Genomic DNA, 21,784 nt, shown 5'->3' on the forward strand with positions numbered 1-21,784 from the left:
AGTGAATAATAGTGTATATTTTACAAAATTAGACAATACCCAAAGAATGAAAAGCAAGTCTTATCCACAAATTGTGGATAAAACTTGCTAATTTGTGGATAACTTTGTGTATAGTTCTTTTTGATATACTAATACATTCTCGTTTTTGATTGTATTTTGAAAATGCTGCATTTCTTTAATATTTTCCGAAACATCAGCTTCATCCGTTTGTTGAAAACCTAATAAAAGGAATAAATCCTGAACTACATTTTGTCTTGTTAATAAGTATACATGAGTTATCATTTCTTCACTTAATTTTTCTAGTACACTTTGTAAAAAGAGTACCATATGCTGTGAATAAATGGTAGGTGCAACAACTAGAGATCTTAATAGTGCTTCATTACCATTTTGTTCATAACCTACTACGGCTTTTGCTTCTCCGACTTCATCTTCCAATATGAAAAAGGATTCCTGCTGTTCTTGGAGTCCAATAGTTGAGAGTCCTGCTTGTCCTAAAAAAGAAAAGATTGTTTCAAAATCTTCCGGTAATGATGAGCGTATCTTCAATAAAATAACCTCCCTAATATGCTTGTAATACTTTATGCACACAGGGAGATTACTAGAACTAAAATAATTGTTTAATCATTTGTACAAAAAAACTTTCTACTTTTATGTCTTCTTTTGGTTCTTCTTTCGGTAAAGCAGAAACTTCTTCAACTTGATTATTCTCTTGAGTTAAACTTGATGCTTCAGTACGTTTCTCTTCTTGGGTATAAGCAAAACCTTTACCTTTTTCTGAATCATTTTCAATTTCCGTTTCTTTTTCAACCTTTTGCTGCGCTTGAAGTGAGTTAATCGTCGCGTCTCCATTTGAGAAATCTAAGAAACATAATGGAGGAAATAATACACACCACCAGTTAGCTCCTTGACCTGCACCAAGTTTAATTAGAACAGCTTCATAATTACCAGCTGGATATAAAAAACTACCGTATAACTTTGTTGGAAACTTAACTTTTTTTGAATATGTGATTGTGAAAGTTTGATTTGATCCTTCTTCCTTAATTACACGTTCAACAGTTTTCTCTAGTTCAGGAATATGGCTCTGAATGACCTTTTGACCTTCTTCAAAGCTAACTAAGTCTTTTACCCATGTATTTATTTGTGCATTAACTTCATCTCTAACTTTACGTTTAAGTGCTTGATCCTCACTAGAATCACTATTAGCTAAAATTCTTAATCGAACGGCCTTTTTAGGAATAACAACCATTTCGTTACCTTTTGCATTTGTATCTTGAAGTGGCACCAATACCAACGAACTAATCAATAATATGATAAATAAAGATATAATCTTATAAGTAGTTTTTGTTTTATTTTTAGTTTTCATTGTCTCTCCACCGTCCCTCTAGCAAACAGTGTAGACAAAACTACTAATTCTTAAACACTACTATTCTATTTTTTGATTACTTTTTTGATTACTTTTCTGGATTAATCGCCAATCTTACAATCGATTTTTTATGTTCTTTTGTGTTGTTTCTTAACAGATCTTTTTTGATATAATCTATTATTAATTCTGCGACATTGATACCCGTACATTTCATAATCGCCTTCATATGTGCATTTGAATTTACTTCACATACAATCGCTTCATCATTTTCAGCAAATAATAAATCGATTCCTGCGAAATCTACTCCTAGTATTTTTGCACATCTTAACGCTAGATCTTTTTGTGCTTCTGTTGGTTCATATGAAGCTGCATTTCCTCCGAGTTCCGCATTTGCCCTAAAATCTGTTTCAGAACTACGTATCATCGAAGCAACAACTCGATCACCAACAATGTATAGTCTCATATCTCTACCTTTACTCGTTTCAATAAACTCCTGATAAAGATGTGGGACATACTGCAATTCTTCAACTTTTTGTAAAAACTCATCTCGATTATGGATTAGATAAACTTGCATTCCAAAAGAACCATAGGATTCCTTTAAAACAAATGGGTAGCCTAATTCTTGCTCTACAGTATCATAGAAACTAAAATCATTCACTTTACAGCTTGGATACACTAAAGGCGCATTAATTGTTTTTGGCATAGGTATTTCATATTCAGATAAAATTTGATACGTTAATGATTTATTATCGCAGTTCTTTATCGCAAGAGCTGAATTATATACTTTAAAACCCATAATTTCTAAATGGCGTGCTAAAGCTGTATCTTTATCCCAATAAATAATAAAATCTGGCTTTTCATCTTCATATTTACCTTTTAAAATCGCTCTTCCCTTATCAATTACAGGGATTAATTCATTATGTTTTATTAGCTTTGTATTTAAGCCTTTGTTAGCACAAATTCCTTGCAATTCAATAAATAAATCCATAAATTTTGAAGATGTCACATGTCCATTGTATACAATCCAGCCATTTAAACTTGTCATCTACACACTCAACTTTCGTCCCAGTATCATTAAATAAGTTTGTTATTTCATCATATATACCATGCGGTCTTTACCATTTATATCAAACACAACTTCTACATCACTCGTTGGAAATGCACTCTTCAGTATCGACGCTACCGGCTCTCCTTGACCAACACCCACTTCAAAAGCAACCAGTGCCTTTTCGCGTAGTACCTTTGGTAAGTCCTGTGCAAATCGGCGATAAAAATCCAATCCATCTTCCCCACCTACTAAAGCTCTATAAGGTTCGTGGTCTTTCACTACATCATCTAACTGTAACCAATCTTCGTGAGGGATATAGGGTGGATTTGAAACGACAATATCTACTTTTTTATTTTCTTCAATGAAGTAATTTAATAAATCATTGTGTATAAAGTTTACATTCGCATGTAATTCTTGTGCATTCTGTTTAGCAACCTTAATAGATTCTTCAGCAATATCAACAGTATGAACCATTAATTGGTTGTTCTCAAGTGCAAGGGAGATTGCAATCGCTCCACTACCTGTCCCAACATCTACAAGCTCAAGTTTTTCAGTTTTCTCCCAAAGCTGATTAATTCGATGAAGAACACCTTCTACTAATTCTTCTGTTTCTGGTCTTGGAATTAACACTTCTTCATTAACAAAAAACTTTCTACCATAAAAATATTCGTAACCAATTAAATACTGAATCGGTTGCCCTTCAATATGTTTCGTCAACATATCTTGGAATTGAATCCATTGATTTTCAAGTAATTCTTCTCTCATATTCATGAGTAATTGCGTACGATTGCAATCTAAAATATGCTGTAACGTAATTTCGCCCACATTTTCATCTCGACCATGTTTTTGTAAAAAAGAAGAAGCCCATTTTAGGGCTTCGTATATCTTCGTTGTCATTATTGACTTTGTTCCATTCTTTTTGCTTGATCATCCATAATTAATGCATTTATGATTTCGTCAATCTTACCTTCGACGATTTGATCAAGTTTTTGGATTGTTAATCCAATTCGATGGTCAGTAACACGGTTTTGTGGGAAGTTATAAGTACGAATACGCTCAGAACGATCGCCTGTACCTACAGCTTGTTTACGATTTTGATCGTACTCCGCTTGGATTTCTCGTTGGAATTTATCATAAACTCTTGCTCGAAGAACTTTCATTGCTTTTTCTTTATTTTTAATTTGTGATTTTTCGTCTTGACATGATACGACAGTATTTGTAGGAATATGTGTTAAACGAACCGCAGACATCGTCGTATTTACTGATTGTCCTCCAGGTCCACTAGACGCAAATGTATCTACGCGTATATCTTTATCATGGATTTCAATCTCAACTTCTTCTGCTTCTGGTAATACAGCAACTGTTGCAGTTGATGTATGAATACGTCCGCCTGATTCTGTTTCAGGAACACGTTGAACTCGGTGTGCACCATTTTCAAATTTTAATTTTGAGAATGCGCCCTTACCATTAATCATAAAGATAATCTCTTTGAAGCCACCTAGCTCAGTATAGTTACCCTCGATTATTTCTGTTTTCCAGCCATTTACCTCAGCAAAACGGCTGTACATTCTGTAAAGAGTTGCAGCAAATAAAGCCGCTTCATCTCCACCAGCTGCGCCACGGATCTCAACTATAACGTTTTTGTCATCATTAGGGTCCTTTGGTATTAAAAGTACTTTTAATTGCTCTTCAAGGTCTTTCGATTCAGCTTCAAGTTCATTTAATTCTTCTTTTACCATTTCGCGCATATCTGCATCAAGCTTATCTTCAAGCATGGTTTTTGCGTCTTTAATTTGCTCTTTTACTGATTTATATTGACGATATGCATCAACTGTTTCTTGAATATCAGATTGTTCTTTTGAGTATTCACGTAATTTTTTTGAATCATTAATAATCTCAGGATCACTAAGTAGTTCATTTAATTTATCATAGCGATCTTCTACTGCTTGCAAACGATCAAACATATCTTTCACCTCGACAATTTCGTCTTAAATAGTTACTTAATGTATATTTTAATCAGCGAATCTTAGTTGGCATTCGCTTCCATTCTATTTATTGCCCGCTTCCACACTTCTTTAGTATATTGTCAAAAATCTTTATTTTCAAGCAAGTGTATCTTAGTCATTTTGATTTTGGAAGGCTGGTTCTGGTTGTGTAGTTTTTGTAGGAACTTCGTGACAGTGGCGGCATCTTGGTTCGTACGATTCTGAAGCTCCAACTAAAATAATAGGATCTTCGAATAGAGCCGGTTTGCCATTAATTAAACGTTGGGTTCTACTGGCTGGTGAACTACATGAAGCACATACTGCATTTAATTTTGTTACATGCTCAGCAATCGCCATTAGTTCAGGCACTTTACCGAATGGTAATCCTCTAAAATCTTGATCAAGACCTGCACAGATTACTCTTTTCCCCATATTCGCTAGCTGTTGAACAATAGACACGATTTCATCGTCAAAAAATTGAATCTCATCTATCGCTACTACTTCAACTTCTTCTGTTGCATATTTAAGTATATTAGATGAATGTGATACTGCATAAGCAGGTACTTTCATGCCTGTGTGAGACACCACTTCTACTTCACTATATCTATTATCAATCGAAGGTTTAAATGTTACACAACTTTGTTTTGCAAACTGTGTACGACGAACACGGCGGATCAGCTCCTCTGATTTACCTGAAAACATACTACCGCAAATCATTTCAATCCAACCATTTTTTCTCATCATAAACATTAAAAGTCTCACCTTTCTAAATCAGTACTATGTCTAATTGGAATTATTTTTGTTCATTCCACTGAAATTTATGATTTAACATCTTCAGTGTAATTTTCGTATTAATCTATATTAAAATTCTTCTATTTGAATGAAATATTTAAGTTATTTGACCATAAATGCGTAAAAAAAGCAGGCAAAGTAGCAATAACTCGCCTGCTTTTCATCAATATTACTTAAGGCCGTATTTTTTGTTGAAACGTTCAACACGTCCTGCAGCGTTAGCAAATTTCTGACGACCAGTGTAGAATGGGTGAGAATCAGAAGAAACCTCAACTTTGATAAGAGGGTAAGTGTTACCATCTTCCCATTCGATTGTTTCGCTAGAATATTTTGTTGATCCGCTTAAGAATTTGAAGCCAGTGTTAATATCCATAAACACGACTTTCTTGTAATCAGGATGAATATTTGCTTTCATGTTTTTCATCTCCTTCCGCCCTGAAATCCTTGAAATCAGAGTTATAAAAATCATGTGTATTCCACATAATTTATATTTCACATACAAATGAAATTATAGCAACTAACCCGGGAGATTGCAACCCACTATTTTTTGAATAGGATGCTTATATTTACCAACTAGTATTTATTTGTAACTGGTGTTTTTTTACTTTCCTCGGTCATTGTATTGAAAAATTCTTCATTTGTTTTTGTTTGACGCATCATTCTGAAGTAACGTTCAACGAAGTCAGGTATATCTGACATTGTTTTACGCATTAACCATAGCTTGTCCAGATGATCTTTTGGTATTAACAGATCTTCTTTACGAGTACCAGAGCGACGAATATCAATCGCTGGGAAGATTCTTCGTTCTGCTAAAGAACGATCTAGATGAAGTTCCATATTACCAGTACCTTTAAATTCTTCGTAAATTACATCATCCATTCGAGAACCTGTATCGATTAATGCCGTAGCTAATATTGTTAAGCTACCACCCTCCTCGATGTTACGAGCTGCTCCAAAAAACCTCTTAGGACGATGAAATGCAGCTGGGTCAATTCCCCCAGATAATGTACGTCCACTTGGTGGAATGACTAAGTTGTAAGCGCGTGCAAGACGAGTAATACTATCCATTAAAATAATTACATCTTTTTTATGTTCAACAAGTCTCATTGCTCGCTCAAGCACTAATTCTGCCACTTTTATATGACTATCAGGTGTTTCATCAAATGTAGAACTGACAACATCACCTTTAACAGAACGCTCAATATCTGTTACTTCTTCAGGTCGTTCATCAATAAGTAACACAATTAGTTCTGCATCCGGATGGTTTGTTGTAATACTGTTTGCGATTTCTTTTAATAATTCCGTCTTACCTGCTTTTGGAGGTGCAACAATTAATCCACGTTGTCCAAATCCTACTGGGGCAATCATATCGATGATCCTAGTTGAAAACTTAGCAGGGGATGTTTCAAGCTTCATTTGTCTGTTTGGATATAAAGCAGTTAGGCCAGGAAAATGAACTCGTTCTTTTGCATTTTCAGGATCATCACCATTAACCGCTTCTACTTGTAGCAATCCAAAATATCTTTCATTTTCTTTTGGTGGACGAACTTTTCCGGAAACTTTATCTCCATTTCGCATATCAAATCGGCGAATTTGAGATGCAGAAATATAAATATCCTCCGAACTCGGTGAATAATTTATTGGGCGTAAGAAACCGTAGCCTTCTGAAGGTATAATTTCAAGTACACCTTCCATGAATAATAATCCATCTTTTTCAGCCTGCGCTTTAAGGATGGCAAATATTAATTCCTTTTTTGTTAATTTGCTGTAATACGAAATTTTCATTACTTTCGCATGTTCATACAAATCTTTTAATTTCATATTTTCTAATGCAGAGATTGTTAAACTCATACAACACCACTCTTTACTTTTTTTCATTCATTTTAGGATTTTCTTAATTCGGAAGGTTATTTAGAAGGTTTTTTGAAGGAAACTTACATAAAGTAATTTATTCTTTAGTGTAACCTTTTCCCCTAAAAATATTCTAAGTAATTAGAATTAATAGGTTTACTATCTATTGAGATTATAATTCGAAAGGGTTTTTTATGCCAACTATTTTTCTATTAATACAAGTAATAACTCTTTCCTTTGGTAAATATAGGAAAGAGTTATTATGCTAGTAAATTAATATTTCATTTTTAAAGGCTTTTTTCATAAACATTGTTGCGATTAAATATGGATATTCTAGTTTTCAATCTTTTAGAAAGAAACCTTATTTAGATATGTTGTGATTCTTACTTAATAACTAAGTTCGGTTTTTTGTTTAAACTATGACGTCCATCTACGAAGCGAACAGTTCCTGATTTTGCGCGCATTACTAATGAATGAGTTGTTCCAACATTCCCTTTGTATTGTACACCTCTTAATAATTCACCATCAGTTACACCTGTAGCTGCAAAGATTGCATCATCACCTTTTACTAGGTCGTCCATGTATAATACTCGGTCTGGATCTTCAATACCCATTCGTTTACAACGAGCAATTTCTTCTTCATTTTGAGGTAATAGCTTACCTTGAAGTTCTCCACCTAAGCATTTTAATGCAACAGCTGAAATTACCCCTTCAGGAGCACCGCCACTACCAAATAATATGTCAACGCCTGTATGATCGAATGCAGTATTAATCGCTCCTGCTACATCACCATCATTAATTAATTTGATTCGAGCTCCTGCTTCACGGATTTCCTCAATTAACTTAGCATGACGTTCTCTATTTAATACAGTTGCTACAACTTCATTTATATTTTTTCCTTTTGCCTCAGCAACAGCCGTAAGGTTTTCAAGTACCGAAGCATTAATATCAATTTTCCCTACAGCTTCAGGACCTACAGCGATTTTCTCCATGTACATATCAGGAGCATGTAATAGATTACCATGATCAGCAATTGCAATTACAGCTAAAGCGTTCCATCCACCTGATGCTACGATATTTGTTCCTTCAAGAGGATCAACTGCTACATCCACTCTTGGACCATATCCATTCCCAAGTTTTTCACCAATATAAAGCATTGGTGCTTCGTCCATTTCACCTTCTCCAATGACAACTGTACCTTTCATTGGAATGGTATCAAATACATCACGCATTGCAGTTGTTGCTGCATCATCGGCCTCATCTTTTTTTCCAAGACCCATCCACTTTGCAGAAGCGAGTGCTGCTGCCTCAGTAACACGTACTAACTCCATCGATAAACTTCTCTCCACTTCTAACTCCCCCTTATAAGAAATGTATTGTCACTTATTCATTTTCTAATCATCAATAACTAGTCAAAGACAAAGGATAGCTTTGCTATTATATTTTCCGATTGAAATGATGCGACTTCACAAACACAAATATTATTTGAACATATCTATTTTTCGTTTTAGAAATCCAGGATATGTAGATAACTTTTTAAGCGTTTTTTAATTGCTCCAACTCTTGCTTCGTTAGCTGAACTCGCCAAACGTTTGCCCCTAATCCTAACAGCTTTTCAACTAAGTCTTCATAGCCTCTATCTACATGCTCTAAGCCTGTTAGCTCTGTCTTACCTTCAGCGATAAGTCCAGCAATAACAAGAGCAGCACCAGCCCTTAAGTCACTTGCTTTTACACGACCACCTTGTAAATCAATCGGTCCCGAGATAATCGCAGTACTTCCTTCAACTTTAATTGCTGCACTCATTCTTCTAAGCTCATCGATATGCTTAAATCGAGCACCATAAATGGTATCTGTGATAACAGCTGTACCATTTGCTTTTGTTAACAGTACAGAAAAAGGTTGTTGAAGGTCTGTCGGAAAACCTGGATAAACCAATGTTTTAATATCAACAGATTTTAAAGGTTTATTTGTTCCTGTTACGATAATTTGATCATCATTTGTATCAATTTCGATATTCATTTCTCTCATTTTTGCAATAAGAGACTCTAAATGATGAGGAATAACATTATCAACAATAACTTTGTCCCCATCTTTCACAGTAGCAGCTGCTAAAACAGCATAAGTACCTGCTTCGATTCGATCTGGAATAATCGTATGTGTACAACCAGATAACGACTCTACCCCATCAATTCGAATAACGTCTGTACCTGCACCTTTAATTCTAGCTCCCATACTTGTCAGCAAAGTAGCTACATCAACGATTTCAGGTTCTTTTGCAGCATTCTCAATAACAGTTCTACCATTAGCTAAAACTGCTGCTAGCATGATATTTATTGTTGCTCCTACACTTACTACATCTAAATAAATTCTAGCACCCTTTAACTCTTCTGCTCGCAAATAAATTGCACCTTGTTCATTTGTTACTTTTGCCCCGAGTGCTTCAAAACCTTTTATATGCTGATCGATAGGTCTTGGTCCAAGATAACATCCACCTGGTAAACCAATAACCGCTTGCTTAAATCTACCTAACATTGCACCCATTAAATAATATGATGCTCGAAGTTTTTTAACTTTTCCACTCGGAAGTGGCATGGCAACCATATTTCGTGGGTCTATAATTATTTTTTCATCAGACATCTCTACGTTACCGCCAATTTCCTCCAACAGGTCACATAAAGTGTCAACATCTGAAATAGAAGGAACACCTTCAAGTGTTACAGGTGAACTTGCTAATATTGTCGCAGGAATTAATGCTACTGCACTATTTTTGGCACCGCTAACTCGAATTGTCCCTTTTAAAGGTATACCGCCTTCTATTACAAGCTTTTCCATAGCATACTCCCTTCTTATTGAGCAGAAGAAAATAGGGAGAGAAGTAAGAAATCGTATTTCTCAAATCTCGATTAACTTCTACCTATTTTCTCCAATTTTCTATTTCTCTAACCTAAGTTTATACTTTAGACGCAAACCTGATTAAGATTATTCACTTAATCTTAAATACGCTTTCACTTTGATGTTTGCGAATATTGAAATTCCCTTAAAATATTATTAGGTCACTTTCTGTTAACGGAAGAAATAACTTTGCTTGTACACTTTTAACAAAATATATATCTAGTACATATTATTTAACCTTAGAAGGTTTTTGCAAAGAAGGACAGTCATAAAATAGTTGAAATAATACGTATTTGGAATCTTTTTTTACTCTACTCCTAATTCTACTCATTTTTGTCTAATATCATCAAGTCTTATTGTTTAAATTAGTGAAAAATAAAACCGCCTAAATTAATTTAGACGGTTTTGGTTGTTAAAAATATTAGATATTTTAGTTTAAATAGTGAAAAATTATGCTTTGTTGCTAGTACCGAATTCACGAATTTTTCCAGAAACAGTTGCGATGATTGCTTCACGACCTGGTCCAAGAACTTTACGAGGATCATATTGCTTTGCATCATTAGCAACGAATTCACGAACAGCTTTATTGAATGCAATTTGATTTTCAGTATTAACGTTAATCTTAGCAGTTCCGCGTGCAATAGCTTTTTGAATTTGGTCAGTAGGAATACCTGTTCCACCATGTAATACTAATGGTACATTTGTTTCTTTACCGACTTGTTCCATTTCATCGAAACCTAATTTTGGTTCACCTTTGTAAGGTCCATGAACAGAACCTAGTGCTGGAGCAAGGCAATCAATACCAGTACGCTCTACTAATTCTTTACATTCTGCTGGGTTAGCATAGATAATATCACCAATAACGTGATCTTCTTGTCCACCAACAGTTCCTAACTCAGCTTCAACAGAAACACCTTTTGAATGTGCGTATTCAACAACTTTTTTAGTTGTTTCAACATTTTGTTCAAAAGGATCATGTGAAGCATCAATCATAACAGAAGTAAAACCAGCATCGATAGCTGCTTTACATGCGTCAAAGCTAGAACCGTGATCTAAGTGAATTGCAACTGGCACAGTTACTTTTAAATCAATTAATAGACCTTCTACCATTTTTACAACAGTATTAAATCCGCCCATATACTTTGCTGCACCCTCAGATACACCAAGGATTACTGGAGATTGTTCTCTTTCAGCAGCAGTAAGAATAGCATAAGTCCATTCTAAGTTATTGATATTGTATTGACCAACTGCATATTTACCTTCTTTTGCTTTGTTAAGCATTTCAGTCATAGATACTAAAGGCATTACAAGCCCTCCTTCTAACCATTTATATATATTTAATTACTGTACCTATAATTTACTAACAAGAATAGAATGCACAAAATGCTCTATATTATGTAATTTATTAGGTACTTATATCACATACTTAGAATACAAAAAATGCTATGAAAAAACAACAAATATCACCTAATGTTCGTATTATCGTAACATTTCAATTGAATTTGTCGATTTCCAATCAATTTTATACGTTTTTTCCGAAAACGCTTACAAAATAAAATAAAAGCAGATGGTTTGCTAGCCATCTGCTAAGTTACTTAAGAGTTTGAGGTTGTGAAGTATGCTCCCTAACCACTTTCTTAATTTCATCGATATCAAATGGTTTTGGAAAATAGCGAAGAGCACCTAGTTTTTTTGCTTCTTCAATAATATCTAATTCACCGTAAGCAGTCATTAAAATGACTTTAATTTCCTTGTTGATTTCTTTAATTCGTTTTAAAATTTCTACTCCATCCATACCTGGTATTTTCATATCAAGAATAACTAAGTCGGGACAATCTTTTATAACAATATCGATTGCTTGAAAACCGTTCGCAGCTTGAAACACTTCATAGCCTTCTTTTTTGAAAATTTCATGTAGTAATAAACGAATTCCGTACTGATCATCTACAATTAATAATTTAATTCCCAAAATTAGTACCACCTTCCTTAACCAAGATAGATTTCCTAAAAATACAAAATCCCCTAAATTTTTACATTCTATTTAGATGTCCTATTTTCCTGCATATTTCTATAAAATTTTACAATAAATTAATTCTGTTAAATTTTATGTTAACCTCTAGTTACAGTATAATGGTTAGAACATACATTTTTAAGAGGAGTTTAATAAATGTTAAAAATTTTTACAACCCAACTTACCGGTGTTTTTCAAAAGATCTTAAAGAATGAAGAAGTATTTGAAGATGCTGCCCGCTTTTTAGCACAAGCAATGATTGGTGAAGGTAAGGTTTTTGTTCATGGTACGAAAGAATTTAACGGAATCAGTTCAGAAGTTGCTTATGGTGCAGATCAAATCAATTCAATTGAGCCTCTATTTATAAATGGAGAAATTCAGAACTTATCAACTGTTGATAGAGTACTTTTATTTACAAGACAAACAGATGATTTAGAAGCAATTGAAATCGCTAAGAACCTATCAGATTCATCTATTGGACTAGTCATCGTTTCAACCACTTCAGATAATGAAGACTCTTTATCTGATTTAGCTGATGTATTTATCAATTATGAATTAACACGCAAACTTGTTCCGACCGATGAAGGTGACCGAATTGGCTACCCTAGTTTACTTATTGGTTTATTTATTTATCATTGTTTATTGTTAACCATAAATGAAATACTTGCAGATTATGAGTAAGAAAAAAATCACCCAACTAATTTGAGTTGGGTGATTTTTTTTCAGGCAAAACGCCTTCCACTTTTCTTATTGTCTGGTGCCAAAAGCTAGCTCTTCGGTATTATTCCATAGACCATTGAAGTGGAAAGTTCGACACTTCTTCTGGTCCATGGAGATAATCCCTTCAGAGCTGAACAAGCTTTTTCTACTTTTCTTATTGTCCAGTTTCAAAAGCTAGCTCTTCGGTATTATTCCATAGACCATTGAAGTGCAAAGTTCGACACTTCTTCTGGTCCATGGAGATAATCCCTTCAGAGCTGAACAAGCTTTTTCTACTTTTCTTATTTATTAGCTAAAGATGCGCCAATGAAGTCTCTGAATAGTGGTTGTGGTCTATTCGGACGAGAAATGAATTCTGGGTGGAATTGTGATGCTACAAACCATGGGTGGTTAGGAAGCTCAATAATCTCCACTAAACGACCGTCAGGACTTGTTCCCGAGAAAATAAAGCCTGCTTGTTCCATTTGTTGACGGTACTCATTATTGAACTCATAACGGTGACGGTGACGCTCATAAACAACCTCTTCCCCGTATGCTTCAAATGCCTTAGAACCTTCAACCAGTTTACAAGGATATAGACCAAGACGTAATGTCCCACCTAAATCTTCAACATCTTTTTGTTCAGGTAATAGGTCAATAATTGGATAGTTTGTTGTTGGATCGATTTCCGCTGAATGAGCTCCATTCATGCTTAAAACATTTCTAGCAAATTCAATCGAAGCAATTTGCATACCTAAACAAATTCCTAAGAAAGGAACATTGTTTTCACGAGCAAATTGAGCTGTTAAAATCTTACCTTCAACACCACGATCTCCAAACCCACCTGGCACTAAGATTCCATCAACATCACTTAATAATTCAGTAACATTGTTCGTAGTTACTTCCTCTGCATTAATCCATTTAATTTCGATTTCGCTATCGAATGCATATCCTGCATGTTTTAAAGCTTCTGCAACAGAAATATATGCATCTTGTAATTCAACATATTTACCCACAAGAGCAATTTTAGTTGTATTAGAAAGGTTTTTAACTTTATCAACAAGTGCAATCCATTCTGTCATATCTGCTTTATTTGTTTTTAATTTTAAATGCTCACAAACAATATCGTCTAATCCTTGTGCTTGTAAAGCCAATGGGATTTCGTAAAGTGTTTCAGCATCCACACATTCAATAACATCTTTTGCATCTACATCACAGAATTGAGCGATTTTATCTTTCATTTCTTGTGGTACAGATGTTTCTGAACGTAATACGATCACATTTGGTTGAATTCCAATGCTACGAAGTTCTTTTACACTATGTTGAGTTGGTTTTGTTTTTAACTCACCTGCTGCTTTAATATAAGGAAGTAGAGTACAGTGAACATACATTACGTTATCACGGCCAACATCACCTTTAATTTGACGAATTGCTTCGATGAATGGTAATGATTCGATATCTCCAACTGTTCCACCAATTTCAGTAATTACTACATCCGCATTCGTTTCACGACCTGCACGGAATACTTTATCTTTAATTTCATTTGTAATATGAGGAATTACTTGTACTGTTCCACCTAGATAGTCTCCACGACGTTCTTTTTGTAAAACTGTTGAATATACTTTACCGCAAGTTACATTACTAAATTTATTAACATTAATATCAACAAATCTTTCATAATGACCTAAATCTAAATCTGTTTCCGCTCCATCATCTGTTACAAAAACTTCACCGTGTTGATAAGGACTCATTGTTCCTGGATCTAAGTTGATATACGGATCAAACTTTTGAATTGTTACATTTAAACCTCTGCTTTTTAATAGTCTTCCTAGTGATGCTGCAACAATTCCTTTACCTAAAGAAGAAACTACGCCACCTGTTACGAAAATATACTTTGTCATATTGAGCCCCTTTCATTTTTTAGCATTCGTATTTTATTTTTTCTTTACTAGAAATTACAAAGCTAAACTTTAATAAAAAATTAATTAACAACTTAATTTTACGTATGCTTTATTGTCGTCCAAAATAGGTTTGTTTCATGCAAGTACTTCTGATATATCATTTCGGATCGACTAAATAAAAACATTCATAATACTTTATATTCCAAGCTTTCCGTAAAAAAAATAAAGACGCCCCCTATATAAAATAGGGAGCGTCAAATATGTTTCGTTCTTTTTTAAAGAGCCCAATAAGAATTCTACTCATTCACCATAAAAAAGTCAAGAACTTATAGTTCTTCTTCCTCATCAATTTCCTCTAATTCTTCGTCTTCGTCATCTTCAAGTTCTAAATCTTCGTCGACTAAGTCTAAATCTTCGTCTTCATCTTCATCGATATCATCGTCTTCGAATACATCAACTACTTCATCCGCAAGATCTTCATCAAGTTCATCTAACTCAACTAAATCTTCATCTTCTTCAAACTCATCTTCTTCTGAAGCATCGTATTCAGCAAATTCATCATCGTCTTCGAATTTTTTAGCACGTTTCTTCTTAGGTTTCGCAACTGGCAATACTTCTTCTTCTGCTTGATCATATGGATACCAAGCACGTAGACCCCAGCGAGTTTCTCCTAAACATACAAAACGACCATCAATATTTAATTCAGTATAAAATTGAGGAAGCTTTTCTAAAAGTTCATCTCTAGTTACTCCTAATTCAGTTGCCATACGGTCAACTAAGTCATAAAAAGAAAATGGCTCTTTTGTTTCAGAAAAAAGTTCATATGATAATTCAATTAGTGATAATTCTTTTAATTGCTCTTCCGAGTATTGCTTTAAACTCAAGGTAAGCACTCCTTTAAACATATTATTTTCAACGTAAATCCAATACATTATGTATAAATTTTACTTGTTAGTTATAAAATACATATCTTTCATTATAAACAAAAGTATGTTAAATATGCTAGCACCTAGACTATATTTTTCAATATTACAGCAATTTTTCATGAAAATGATAAAAATGAGCGTCATAACGACGCTCATTTGAAATGTGGAGCAAGCTCGCCCAGCTCTGAAGGAAATATCTCCATTTATCTGAAGAAGTGGCGTACGTTCCACTTCGAAGATTAATAGAATATTACCGATGAGCTTGCGGAACTAGACATACTTAAACATCTTTATTACATATTTCTTCGATACTGTCCGCCAACCTCATATAGCGCTTGAGTGATTTGGCCTAAACTTGCTACTTTAACAGTATTCATTAATTCCTCAAATAAATTGCCATTTTGACGAGCTACACGTTTTAACTGCTCTAACGCAATTGTCGCTTCTGATCGATTATGATTTTGGAATTCTGCCACATGATCAATTTGAGATTGTTTTTCATCATAACTAGCTCTTGCAATCTCCATTGTATTTATCGATTCCATTTGCTCATTTGGATTAATGTATGAGTTAACTCCGATTATCGGTAGCTCTCCATTATGTTTTAACGTTTCGTAATATAAAGATTCCTCTTGTATTTTTCCACGTTGATATTGAAGCTCCATCGCTCCTAGAACTCCACCACGATCGCTAAGTCTTTCAAATTCTTTTAACACCGCTTCTTCTACTAAATCTGTTAGTTGTTCGATAATAAATGAACCTTGGATAGGATTTTCATTTTTTGATAGACCATTCTCTTTTTGGATAATGAGTTGAATAGCCATCGCTCGTCGAACAGATTCCTCTGTAGGAGTTGTAACTGCCTCATCATATGCATTTGTATGAAGAGAATTACAATTATCATACAAGGCCATTAACGCCTGTAAAGTTGTACGAATATCATTGAACGCCATTTCTTGAGCATGTAAAGAACGACCTGATGTTTGAACATGATATTTAAGTTTTTGGCTTCTTTCTGACGCCCCATATTTTTCTTTCATCGCTACAGCCCAAATACGTCTTGCAACACGGCCTATTACTGAATATTCCGCATCTAAACCATTGCTGAAGAAGAAAGATAAATTATGTGCAAATTCATCAATATTCATACCTCTACTTAAATAATACTCAACATAAGTAAATCCATTTGATAATGTAAAGGCTAGTTGTGAAATTGGATTTGCTCCAGCTTCTGCTATGTGATAGCCAGAAATTGAAACAGAATAATAATTTCGCACGCTATTATCGATAAAGTATTGTTGAATATCTCCCATCATTTTAAGTGCAAATTCAGTGGAGAATATACATGTGTTTTGTCCTTGGTCTTCTTTTAAGATATCTGCCTGAACAGTTCCACGTACTGTTTGTAAAGTCTTTGTTTTTACATTCATAAACTCTTCAACAGTTAAGATACGACCTAACTCTTGTTCTTTTATTTCAACTTGCTGATGAATCGCAGTATTTAAAAACATTGCTAATATAATCGGCGCTGGTCCGTTAATTGTCATTGAAACGGATGTTAAAGGATTACATAAATCAAATCCTCTATAAAGTTCAATCATATTGTCCAATGTACAAACGCTTACTCCACTCTCTCCAACTTTCCCGAAAATATCAGGTCGAATAGCTGGATCTTCTCCGTATAAAGTAACCGAGTCAAACGCAGTACTTAAGCGTTTAGCTGGGTCATTTTCACAAAGATAGTGGAAACGTTTATTTGTACGGCTAGGTGGTCCTTCTCCAGCAAACTGTCTCTTCGGATCCTCATCTTGACGCTTGAATGGGAATACACCTGCTGTAAATGGGAAATAGCCAGGAACATTCTCTTTTGCTACCCATCTTAATAAGTCACCATAGTCACGATAAGTAGGAACCGATACTTTAGGAATTTTCGTACCTGATAGTGTTTTAGTTGTTAATTCAATTGTAATTTCTTTGTCTCTAATTTTTTGAGTTAATTGATCTTTTGTATAAGCTTCTTTAATTAATTTAAAGTGATCCAGTGCTTGTTTTGTTGAAGGAGCAAGGGAATCTTCGAATTTCCTCTTTAAAGTAATTAAAGTTTCTTTCCCCTCTACTACTTCAATTGATTCAAGTTCTTCAATTGTTCCTTCTATTTGATATAATCTTGAAGCTTTCGCTGCTTCAATTTCAGTATTCGCATGGTAATTTCTTACCGTTTCAGCAATTTCTCTTAAATAGAAACGACGCTTACTTGGGATAATTACATGTTGTTTTTCAACATTGCCACGTTGTATATAAGTTGTTTTCCATTCTTTTGCTGACTTTTTCTCAACTTCCTCTGTTAAAGCAAGAAATAAATTATTTGTTCCTGCATCATTAAATTGACTAGCAATTGTTCCATAAACAGGCATTGTATCTAAATCATCATGGAATAAATGACGACTACGTTGATATTGTTTTTGCACTAAGCGTAATGCATCTTCAGAGCCTTGACGCTCAAATTTGTTTATAGCAATTAAATCTGCGAAATCGATCATATCAATTTTTTCTAACTGCGAAGGTGCGCCGAACTCACTTGTCATTACATATAAGTGAATATCACTATATTGCGTTATAGCAGCATCTCCTTGACCAATACCACTTGTTTCAACAAATACGATATCAAAATTAGCAGCTTTTAATATAGATAGTGCTTCTCCAAGAGCGTTAGAGATTTCTGATTGACTATCTCTTGTTGCTAAACTTCTCATATAAACATTTGGATGATGAATGGCATTCATACGAATACGGTCACCTAATAAGGCACCACCAGTTTTACGTTTCGTTGGATCAATCGAAACGATTCCAATTGTTTTTTCTGGGAATTCTTGAATAAATCGACGCACTAACTCATCTGTAAGTGAGCTTTTACCAGCGCCACCAGTACCTGTCATACCAATTACTACACTTTTGCTTGTAGCTGTACTTTCCAAAGTTGCTGCCAATTCTAAACTCGAGTCAATTGACCCTTTGTTCTCTGCTAATGTAATAAATCTAGCAATCTCTTTATGATTTTTTGCCGTTATACTTTGTATATTTTCAATATCCTTTAAAGGAGGAAGAAAATCAGTACTTTGTAACATATGGTTAATCATGCCCTGTAATCCCATTGTACGTCCGTCTTCAGGAGAATAGATTTTTGTGATTCCATATGCTTCTAATTCTTCTTGCTCTCGAGGTAGAATAACCCCTCCTCCTCCACCAAATAATTTGATGTGAGAAGCTCCTCTTTCTTGAAGCAAATCATACATATATTTAAAGTATTCCATATGTCCGCCTTGGTAAGAAGAAATAGAAATACCTTGTACATCCTCTTGGATTGCAGCATTAATAATTTCCTCAACGGAACGATTATGTCCTAGATGAATAACTTCGACACCATTTTCCTGCAATAATCTTCGAATCATATTAATCGATACGTCATGACCATCAAATAAGCTTGAAGCTGTAACGAAACGAATTTTATATTTAGCTTGATACTTTTCTACCATACTAATCAGCCTCCGAAATTATAAATACTTTTTCAGAAAGAAAACTTGGTAAAGGGCTGTCTAAAGTCCAAGTACCAAGTTAACTTTATCAATTTTTTATAGCATTCTTGAGATTACTAGTTTTTGAATTTCTTGAGTACCTTCATAAATTTGAGTAATTTTAGCATCGCGCATAAATCTTTCAACTGGATAGTCTTTTGTATAACCGTATCCACCAAACACTTGAACCGCCTCAGTTGTTACATTCATTGCTGCATCTCCTGCAAACAACTTCGAAATAGCAGATTCTTTGCCATATGGTAAGCCATTTGATTCTAACCAAGCAGCTTGGTATGTTAATAGACGAGCAGCTTCTACGCTTGTTGCCATATCAGCTAGTTTAAATGCAATACCTTGTTGAGCAATGATTGGTTTTCCAAACTGTACTCTTTCTTTTGCATAATCAGCAGCTGCATCTAAAGCACCTTGAGCAATACCTACTGCTTGAGCAGCTATTCCGTTTCTACCGCCATCAAGAGTTTGCATTGCAACTTTAAATCCTTTACCTTCTTCACCTAGAAGGTTTTCAGCTGGGATGCGACACTCTTCAAAAATAATTTCTGTAGTCGGTGAGGAACGAATTCCTAATTTACTTTCTTTCTTACCAACTGAGAAACCAGGAGTGTCACTTTCAACGATAAACGCAGAAATTCCATGTTTGTTCGTTGGATCAGTAATAGCGAAAACAACATAAATTTCTGCTTCTCCGCCATTTGTTATAAAGATTTTTGAGCCATTTAATATATAGTCATTTCCTTCTTTTCTAGCATGTGTTCTCATTCCACCAGCATCTGATCCAGATCCTGGTTCAGTTAAACCATATGCACCCATCTTTGTACCTTGTGCTAATGGCTTTAAATATTTTTGTTTTTGTTCTTCTGTTCCAAATTTATATATTGGCCAGCTAGCTAAAGATGTATGTGCAGATAGTGTTACACCTGTAGAAGCACAAACTCTAGAAAGCTCCTCAACTGCAATAACATATGCTAAATAATCACTGCCAATGCCACCATATTCTTCAGGAAATGGGATCCCCGTCAAACCTAGCTCTGCCATTTGATTAAAAATATTACGATCAAATTTTTCAAGTTCATCACGTTCAGCCGCTGAAGGAGCAACCTCATTTCTTGCAAAATCTCTTACCATTTTTCTAATCATTTCATGTTCTTCACTTAGACGAAATTGCATACTCTTCTTCCTCCATTATCATTACTATCTCATGGTAAAAAATTACTTTCCTACGTTATAAGCAGTGCGAATAAGCATCTAACTAATAAAATTAGTAATTTAGTAGTTTGGTATTTAAGATGCTCGATGGCTTTTAAAGATTGTCGAAATTTGTAAGCGTTAACATAATGAATTACAAACTGCTTAAAATATAGTCTACTTAATATAATATTAGACAAAAACTTAAAAAGTCCTTGTTATTTTTTGTAGAATTTTGAAAATAAAAAATAATCAATCCCTTTTGGAATTGATTATTTTTTATGAATTAATTGTTTAAATTGTATTCACCCACAGGAATCAAGCATATCCGTTCCAATGAACTTTATTATACCTCTATTAGTACCGCATCTCCTTGACCACCACCACTACAAATTGCAGCGATTCCAAGTCCTCCGCCTTGAGCTTTTAACGCATGGATAAGAGATACAATAATTCTTGCACCGCTTGCTCCAATCGGATGTCCTAAGGCTATTGCTCCACCATTAACATTAATTTTTTCTAGTGGAATTTCTGCAATTTTTGCACTCGCTAAGGCAACTGCTGCAAATGCTTCATTTATTTCAAAAAGGCTAATATCTGAAACTTGTTTATTCGTTTTTTGTAATAGTTTTTGAATCACATAACCTGGTGTTCTAGGAAAATCTTGTGCTTCAACTGCGATTGATTCTGTCGCAAGAATTGTTGCAATTGGCTTAAATCCATTTAGGCTTGCCTCTTCTTCGCTCATTAATAATAGTGCTGCTGCACCATCATTTATACCAGGAGCATTCCCAGCTGTAATCGTACCATCGCGATCAAACGCTGGAGATAGCTTAGCTAATCTTTCAATTGATGTATCTTCTCTCGGACACTCATCTACATCAATTTTTGTAACGACTCCTTTTTTACTTACCGATTCAATTGAAACAATTTCATCTTTAAATTTACCTTCTTTAATTGCTTTAATCGCTAGTTCATGACTTCTTAATGCCCATTCATCTTGTTGTTCACGAGACAGTTCTTCTATTCTTGCTACGTTATTACCGTATGTCCCCATATGTACTCCAGTAAATGAACAAGTCAATCCATCAAAAAGTACACCGTCTTTTATTTCTGCATTCCCCATTTTATTCCCCCATCTTAATGAAGTTTGATAAAATGGCGTATTGCTCATTGATTCCATCCCGCCTGCTACTACCCTTTTACTTTCGCCTGAGCGAATTAGTAAATCTGATAGCATAACGCTCCTCATACCTGAAGCACATACTTTATTGATTGTCTCTGATCTTGTTTCCCAAGGTAGACCTGCTTTTCTTAATGCTTGTCTTGAAGGTAATTGTCCTTGTCCTCCCTGTAAAACGCTACCCATAATTACATCATCAATATTTTCAAGCGGATGATTTACTTGCTTTAATGCCTCTTGAATTGCTATTCCACCAAGGTCTGATGCGCTAAATTCCTTTAGAGCTCCTCCAAAGCGGCCAATTGGTGTACGCACTGCACTTACTATTACTGTTTTACCCATCTCGTATTCC

18 protein-coding genes are annotated in these 21,784 nt (G+C 34.7%); 1 reads left to right on the forward strand and 17 read right to left on the reverse strand.

Features of this window, described 5'->3' with window-relative positions; all coding sequences use genetic code 11:
• Window positions 1-87: 87 nt before the first annotated feature.
• From B7R65_RS06735 to B7R65_RS06790, 12 genes are all read right to left on the reverse strand, one after another.
• Entirely contained in the window at window positions 88-546 is a 459-nt protein-coding gene (locus B7R65_RS06735; protein ID WP_088042007.1) for a GNAT family N-acetyltransferase, read from the reverse strand.
• Window positions 547-604: 58 nt separating this feature from the next.
• Window positions 605-1,363: a stage II sporulation protein R gene (gene spoIIR, locus B7R65_RS06740; RefSeq protein ID WP_088042008.1), complete on the reverse strand. Its 759-nt coding sequence runs from the start codon at window positions 1,361-1,363 to the stop codon at window positions 605-607.
• 88 nt (window positions 1,364-1,451) lie between these two features.
• On the reverse strand, window positions 1,452-2,408 hold the full coding sequence (locus B7R65_RS06745) for an ATP-grasp domain-containing protein (RefSeq protein ID WP_088042009.1): 957 nt from the start codon (window positions 2,406-2,408) through the stop codon (window positions 1,452-1,454).
• Between the two features lie 42 nt (window positions 2,409-2,450).
• The gene (gene prmC, locus B7R65_RS06750; protein ID WP_088042010.1) at window positions 2,451-3,308 is read right to left on the reverse strand and encodes a peptide chain release factor N(5)-glutamine methyltransferase; all 858 of its coding nucleotides are present in this window, start codon (window positions 3,306-3,308) and stop codon (window positions 2,451-2,453) included.
• The gene (prfA, locus tag B7R65_RS06755) at window positions 3,308-4,375 is read right to left on the reverse strand and encodes a peptide chain release factor 1 (protein ID WP_142288213.1); all 1,068 of its coding nucleotides are present in this window, start codon (window positions 4,373-4,375) and stop codon (window positions 3,308-3,310) included. Before prfA ends, prmC begins: the two co-directional genes overlap by 1 nt.
• A gap of 153 nt (window positions 4,376-4,528) precedes the next feature.
• Window positions 4,529-5,146 (reverse strand): thymidine kinase, encoded by a 618-nt coding sequence (locus B7R65_RS06760; RefSeq protein ID WP_088042012.1) that lies wholly within the window; start codon window positions 5,144-5,146, stop codon window positions 4,529-4,531.
• A gap of 211 nt (window positions 5,147-5,357) precedes the next feature.
• On the reverse strand, window positions 5,358-5,603 hold the full coding sequence (locus B7R65_RS06765; protein ID WP_088042013.1) for a type B 50S ribosomal protein L31: 246 nt from the start codon (window positions 5,601-5,603) through the stop codon (window positions 5,358-5,360).
• Window positions 5,604-5,761: 158 nt separating this feature from the next.
• Window positions 5,762-7,039, reverse strand: coding sequence for a transcription termination factor Rho (rho, locus tag B7R65_RS06770; RefSeq protein WP_088042014.1), 1,278 nt, complete (start codon window positions 7,037-7,039; stop codon window positions 5,762-5,764).
• Window positions 7,040-7,422: 383 nt separating this feature from the next.
• Window positions 7,423-8,388, reverse strand: a complete 966-nt coding sequence (gene glpX / locus B7R65_RS06775; RefSeq protein ID WP_088042015.1) for a class II fructose-bisphosphatase — start codon at window positions 8,386-8,388, stop codon at window positions 7,423-7,425.
• Window positions 8,389-8,575: 187 nt separating this feature from the next.
• Window positions 8,576-9,874 (reverse strand): UDP-N-acetylglucosamine 1-carboxyvinyltransferase, encoded by a 1,299-nt coding sequence (locus tag B7R65_RS06780; protein ID WP_088042016.1) that lies wholly within the window; start codon window positions 9,872-9,874, stop codon window positions 8,576-8,578.
• A gap of 510 nt (window positions 9,875-10,384) precedes the next feature.
• Window positions 10,385-11,239, reverse strand: coding sequence for a class II fructose-bisphosphate aldolase (locus tag B7R65_RS06785; RefSeq protein ID WP_088042017.1), 855 nt, complete (start codon window positions 11,237-11,239; stop codon window positions 10,385-10,387).
• Window positions 11,240-11,525: 286 nt separating this feature from the next.
• Window positions 11,526-11,906 (reverse strand): response regulator, encoded by a 381-nt coding sequence (locus B7R65_RS06790; protein WP_373419555.1) that lies wholly within the window; start codon window positions 11,904-11,906, stop codon window positions 11,526-11,528.
• A gap of 195 nt (window positions 11,907-12,101) precedes the next feature.
• Here B7R65_RS06790 and B7R65_RS06795 point away from each other — a divergent pair, with 195 nt between their 5' ends.
• Window positions 12,102-12,626, forward strand: a complete 525-nt coding sequence (locus tag B7R65_RS06795) for a DUF2529 family protein (RefSeq protein WP_088042019.1) — start codon at window positions 12,102-12,104, stop codon at window positions 12,624-12,626.
• A gap of 320 nt (window positions 12,627-12,946) precedes the next feature.
• Here B7R65_RS06795 and B7R65_RS06800 read toward each other — a convergent pair whose 3' ends face one another.
• The 5 genes from B7R65_RS06800 to B7R65_RS06820 form a co-directional block, all read right to left on the reverse strand.
• Complete coding sequence (locus B7R65_RS06800) at window positions 12,947-14,545, reverse strand: CTP synthase (RefSeq protein ID WP_088042020.1); 1,599 nt, start codon at window positions 14,543-14,545, stop codon at window positions 12,947-12,949.
• 326 nt (window positions 14,546-14,871) lie between these two features.
• The gene (rpoE, locus tag B7R65_RS06805; RefSeq protein ID WP_088042021.1) at window positions 14,872-15,429 is read right to left on the reverse strand and encodes a DNA-directed RNA polymerase subunit delta; all 558 of its coding nucleotides are present in this window, start codon (window positions 15,427-15,429) and stop codon (window positions 14,872-14,874) included.
• A 335-nt stretch (window positions 15,430-15,764) separates the two neighbouring features.
• On the reverse strand, window positions 15,765-19,004 hold the full coding sequence (gene icmF / locus B7R65_RS06810) for a fused isobutyryl-CoA mutase/GTPase IcmF (protein ID WP_088042022.1): 3,240 nt from the start codon (window positions 19,002-19,004) through the stop codon (window positions 15,765-15,767).
• A 96-nt stretch (window positions 19,005-19,100) separates the two neighbouring features.
• Complete coding sequence (locus B7R65_RS06815; RefSeq protein WP_088042023.1) at window positions 19,101-20,231, reverse strand: acyl-CoA dehydrogenase; 1,131 nt, start codon at window positions 20,229-20,231, stop codon at window positions 19,101-19,103.
• 364 nt (window positions 20,232-20,595) lie between these two features.
• Window positions 20,596-21,774 (reverse strand): acetyl-CoA C-acetyltransferase, encoded by a 1,179-nt coding sequence (locus B7R65_RS06820; protein WP_088042024.1) that lies wholly within the window; start codon window positions 21,772-21,774, stop codon window positions 20,596-20,598.
• Window positions 21,775-21,784 lie beyond the last annotated feature (10 nt).

The organism is Bacillus sp. EAC (assembly GCF_002156875.1).
In the GTDB taxonomy this organism is placed as follows: domain Bacteria; phylum Bacillota; class Bacilli; order Bacillales; family Bacillaceae_G; genus Gottfriedia.

Bases quoted from the DNA above. Each gene is read 5' to 3' on its own strand.
- B7R65_RS06760 (WP_088042012.1), bottom strand. From the start codon at position 5,146: ATGTTTATGATGAGAAAAAATGGTTGGATTGAAATGATTTGCGGTAGT.
- B7R65_RS06765 (WP_088042013.1), bottom strand. From the start codon at position 5,603: ATGAAAGCAAATATTCATCCTGATTACAAGAAAGTCGTGTTTATGGAT.
- B7R65_RS06795 (WP_088042019.1), top strand. From the start codon at position 12,102: ATGTTAAAAATTTTTACAACCCAACTTACCGGTGTTTTTCAAAAGATC.
- B7R65_RS06780 (WP_088042016.1), bottom strand. From the start codon at position 9,874: ATGGAAAAGCTTGTAATAGAAGGCGGTATACCTTTAAAAGGGACAATT.
- rho (WP_088042014.1), bottom strand. From the start codon at position 7,039: ATGAGTTTAACAATCTCTGCATTAGAAAATATGAAATTAAAAGATTTG.
- spoIIR (WP_088042008.1), bottom strand. From the start codon at position 1,363: ATGAAAACTAAAAATAAAACAAAAACTACTTATAAGATTATATCTTTA.
- prfA (WP_142288213.1), bottom strand. From the start codon at position 4,375: ATGTTTGATCGTTTGCAAGCAGTAGAAGATCGCTATGATAAATTAAAT.
- B7R65_RS06800 (WP_088042020.1), bottom strand. From the start codon at position 14,545: ATGACAAAGTATATTTTCGTAACAGGTGGCGTAGTTTCTTCTTTAGGT.
- B7R65_RS06785 (WP_088042017.1), bottom strand. From the start codon at position 11,239: ATGCCTTTAGTATCTATGACTGAAATGCTTAACAAAGCAAAAGAAGGT.
- B7R65_RS06815 (WP_088042023.1), bottom strand. From the start codon at position 20,231: ATGCAATTTCGTCTAAGTGAAGAACATGAAATGATTAGAAAAATGGTA.
- B7R65_RS06820 (WP_088042024.1), bottom strand. From the start codon at position 21,774: ATGGGTAAAACAGTAATAGTAAGTGCAGTGCGTACACCAATTGGCCGC.
- icmF (WP_088042022.1), bottom strand. From the start codon at position 19,004: ATGGTAGAAAAGTATCAAGCTAAATATAAAATTCGTTTCGTTACAGCT.
- prmC (WP_088042010.1), bottom strand. From the start codon at position 3,308: ATGACAACGAAGATATACGAAGCCCTAAAATGGGCTTCTTCTTTTTTA.
- B7R65_RS06745 (WP_088042009.1), bottom strand. From the start codon at position 2,408: ATGACAAGTTTAAATGGCTGGATTGTATACAATGGACATGTGACATCT.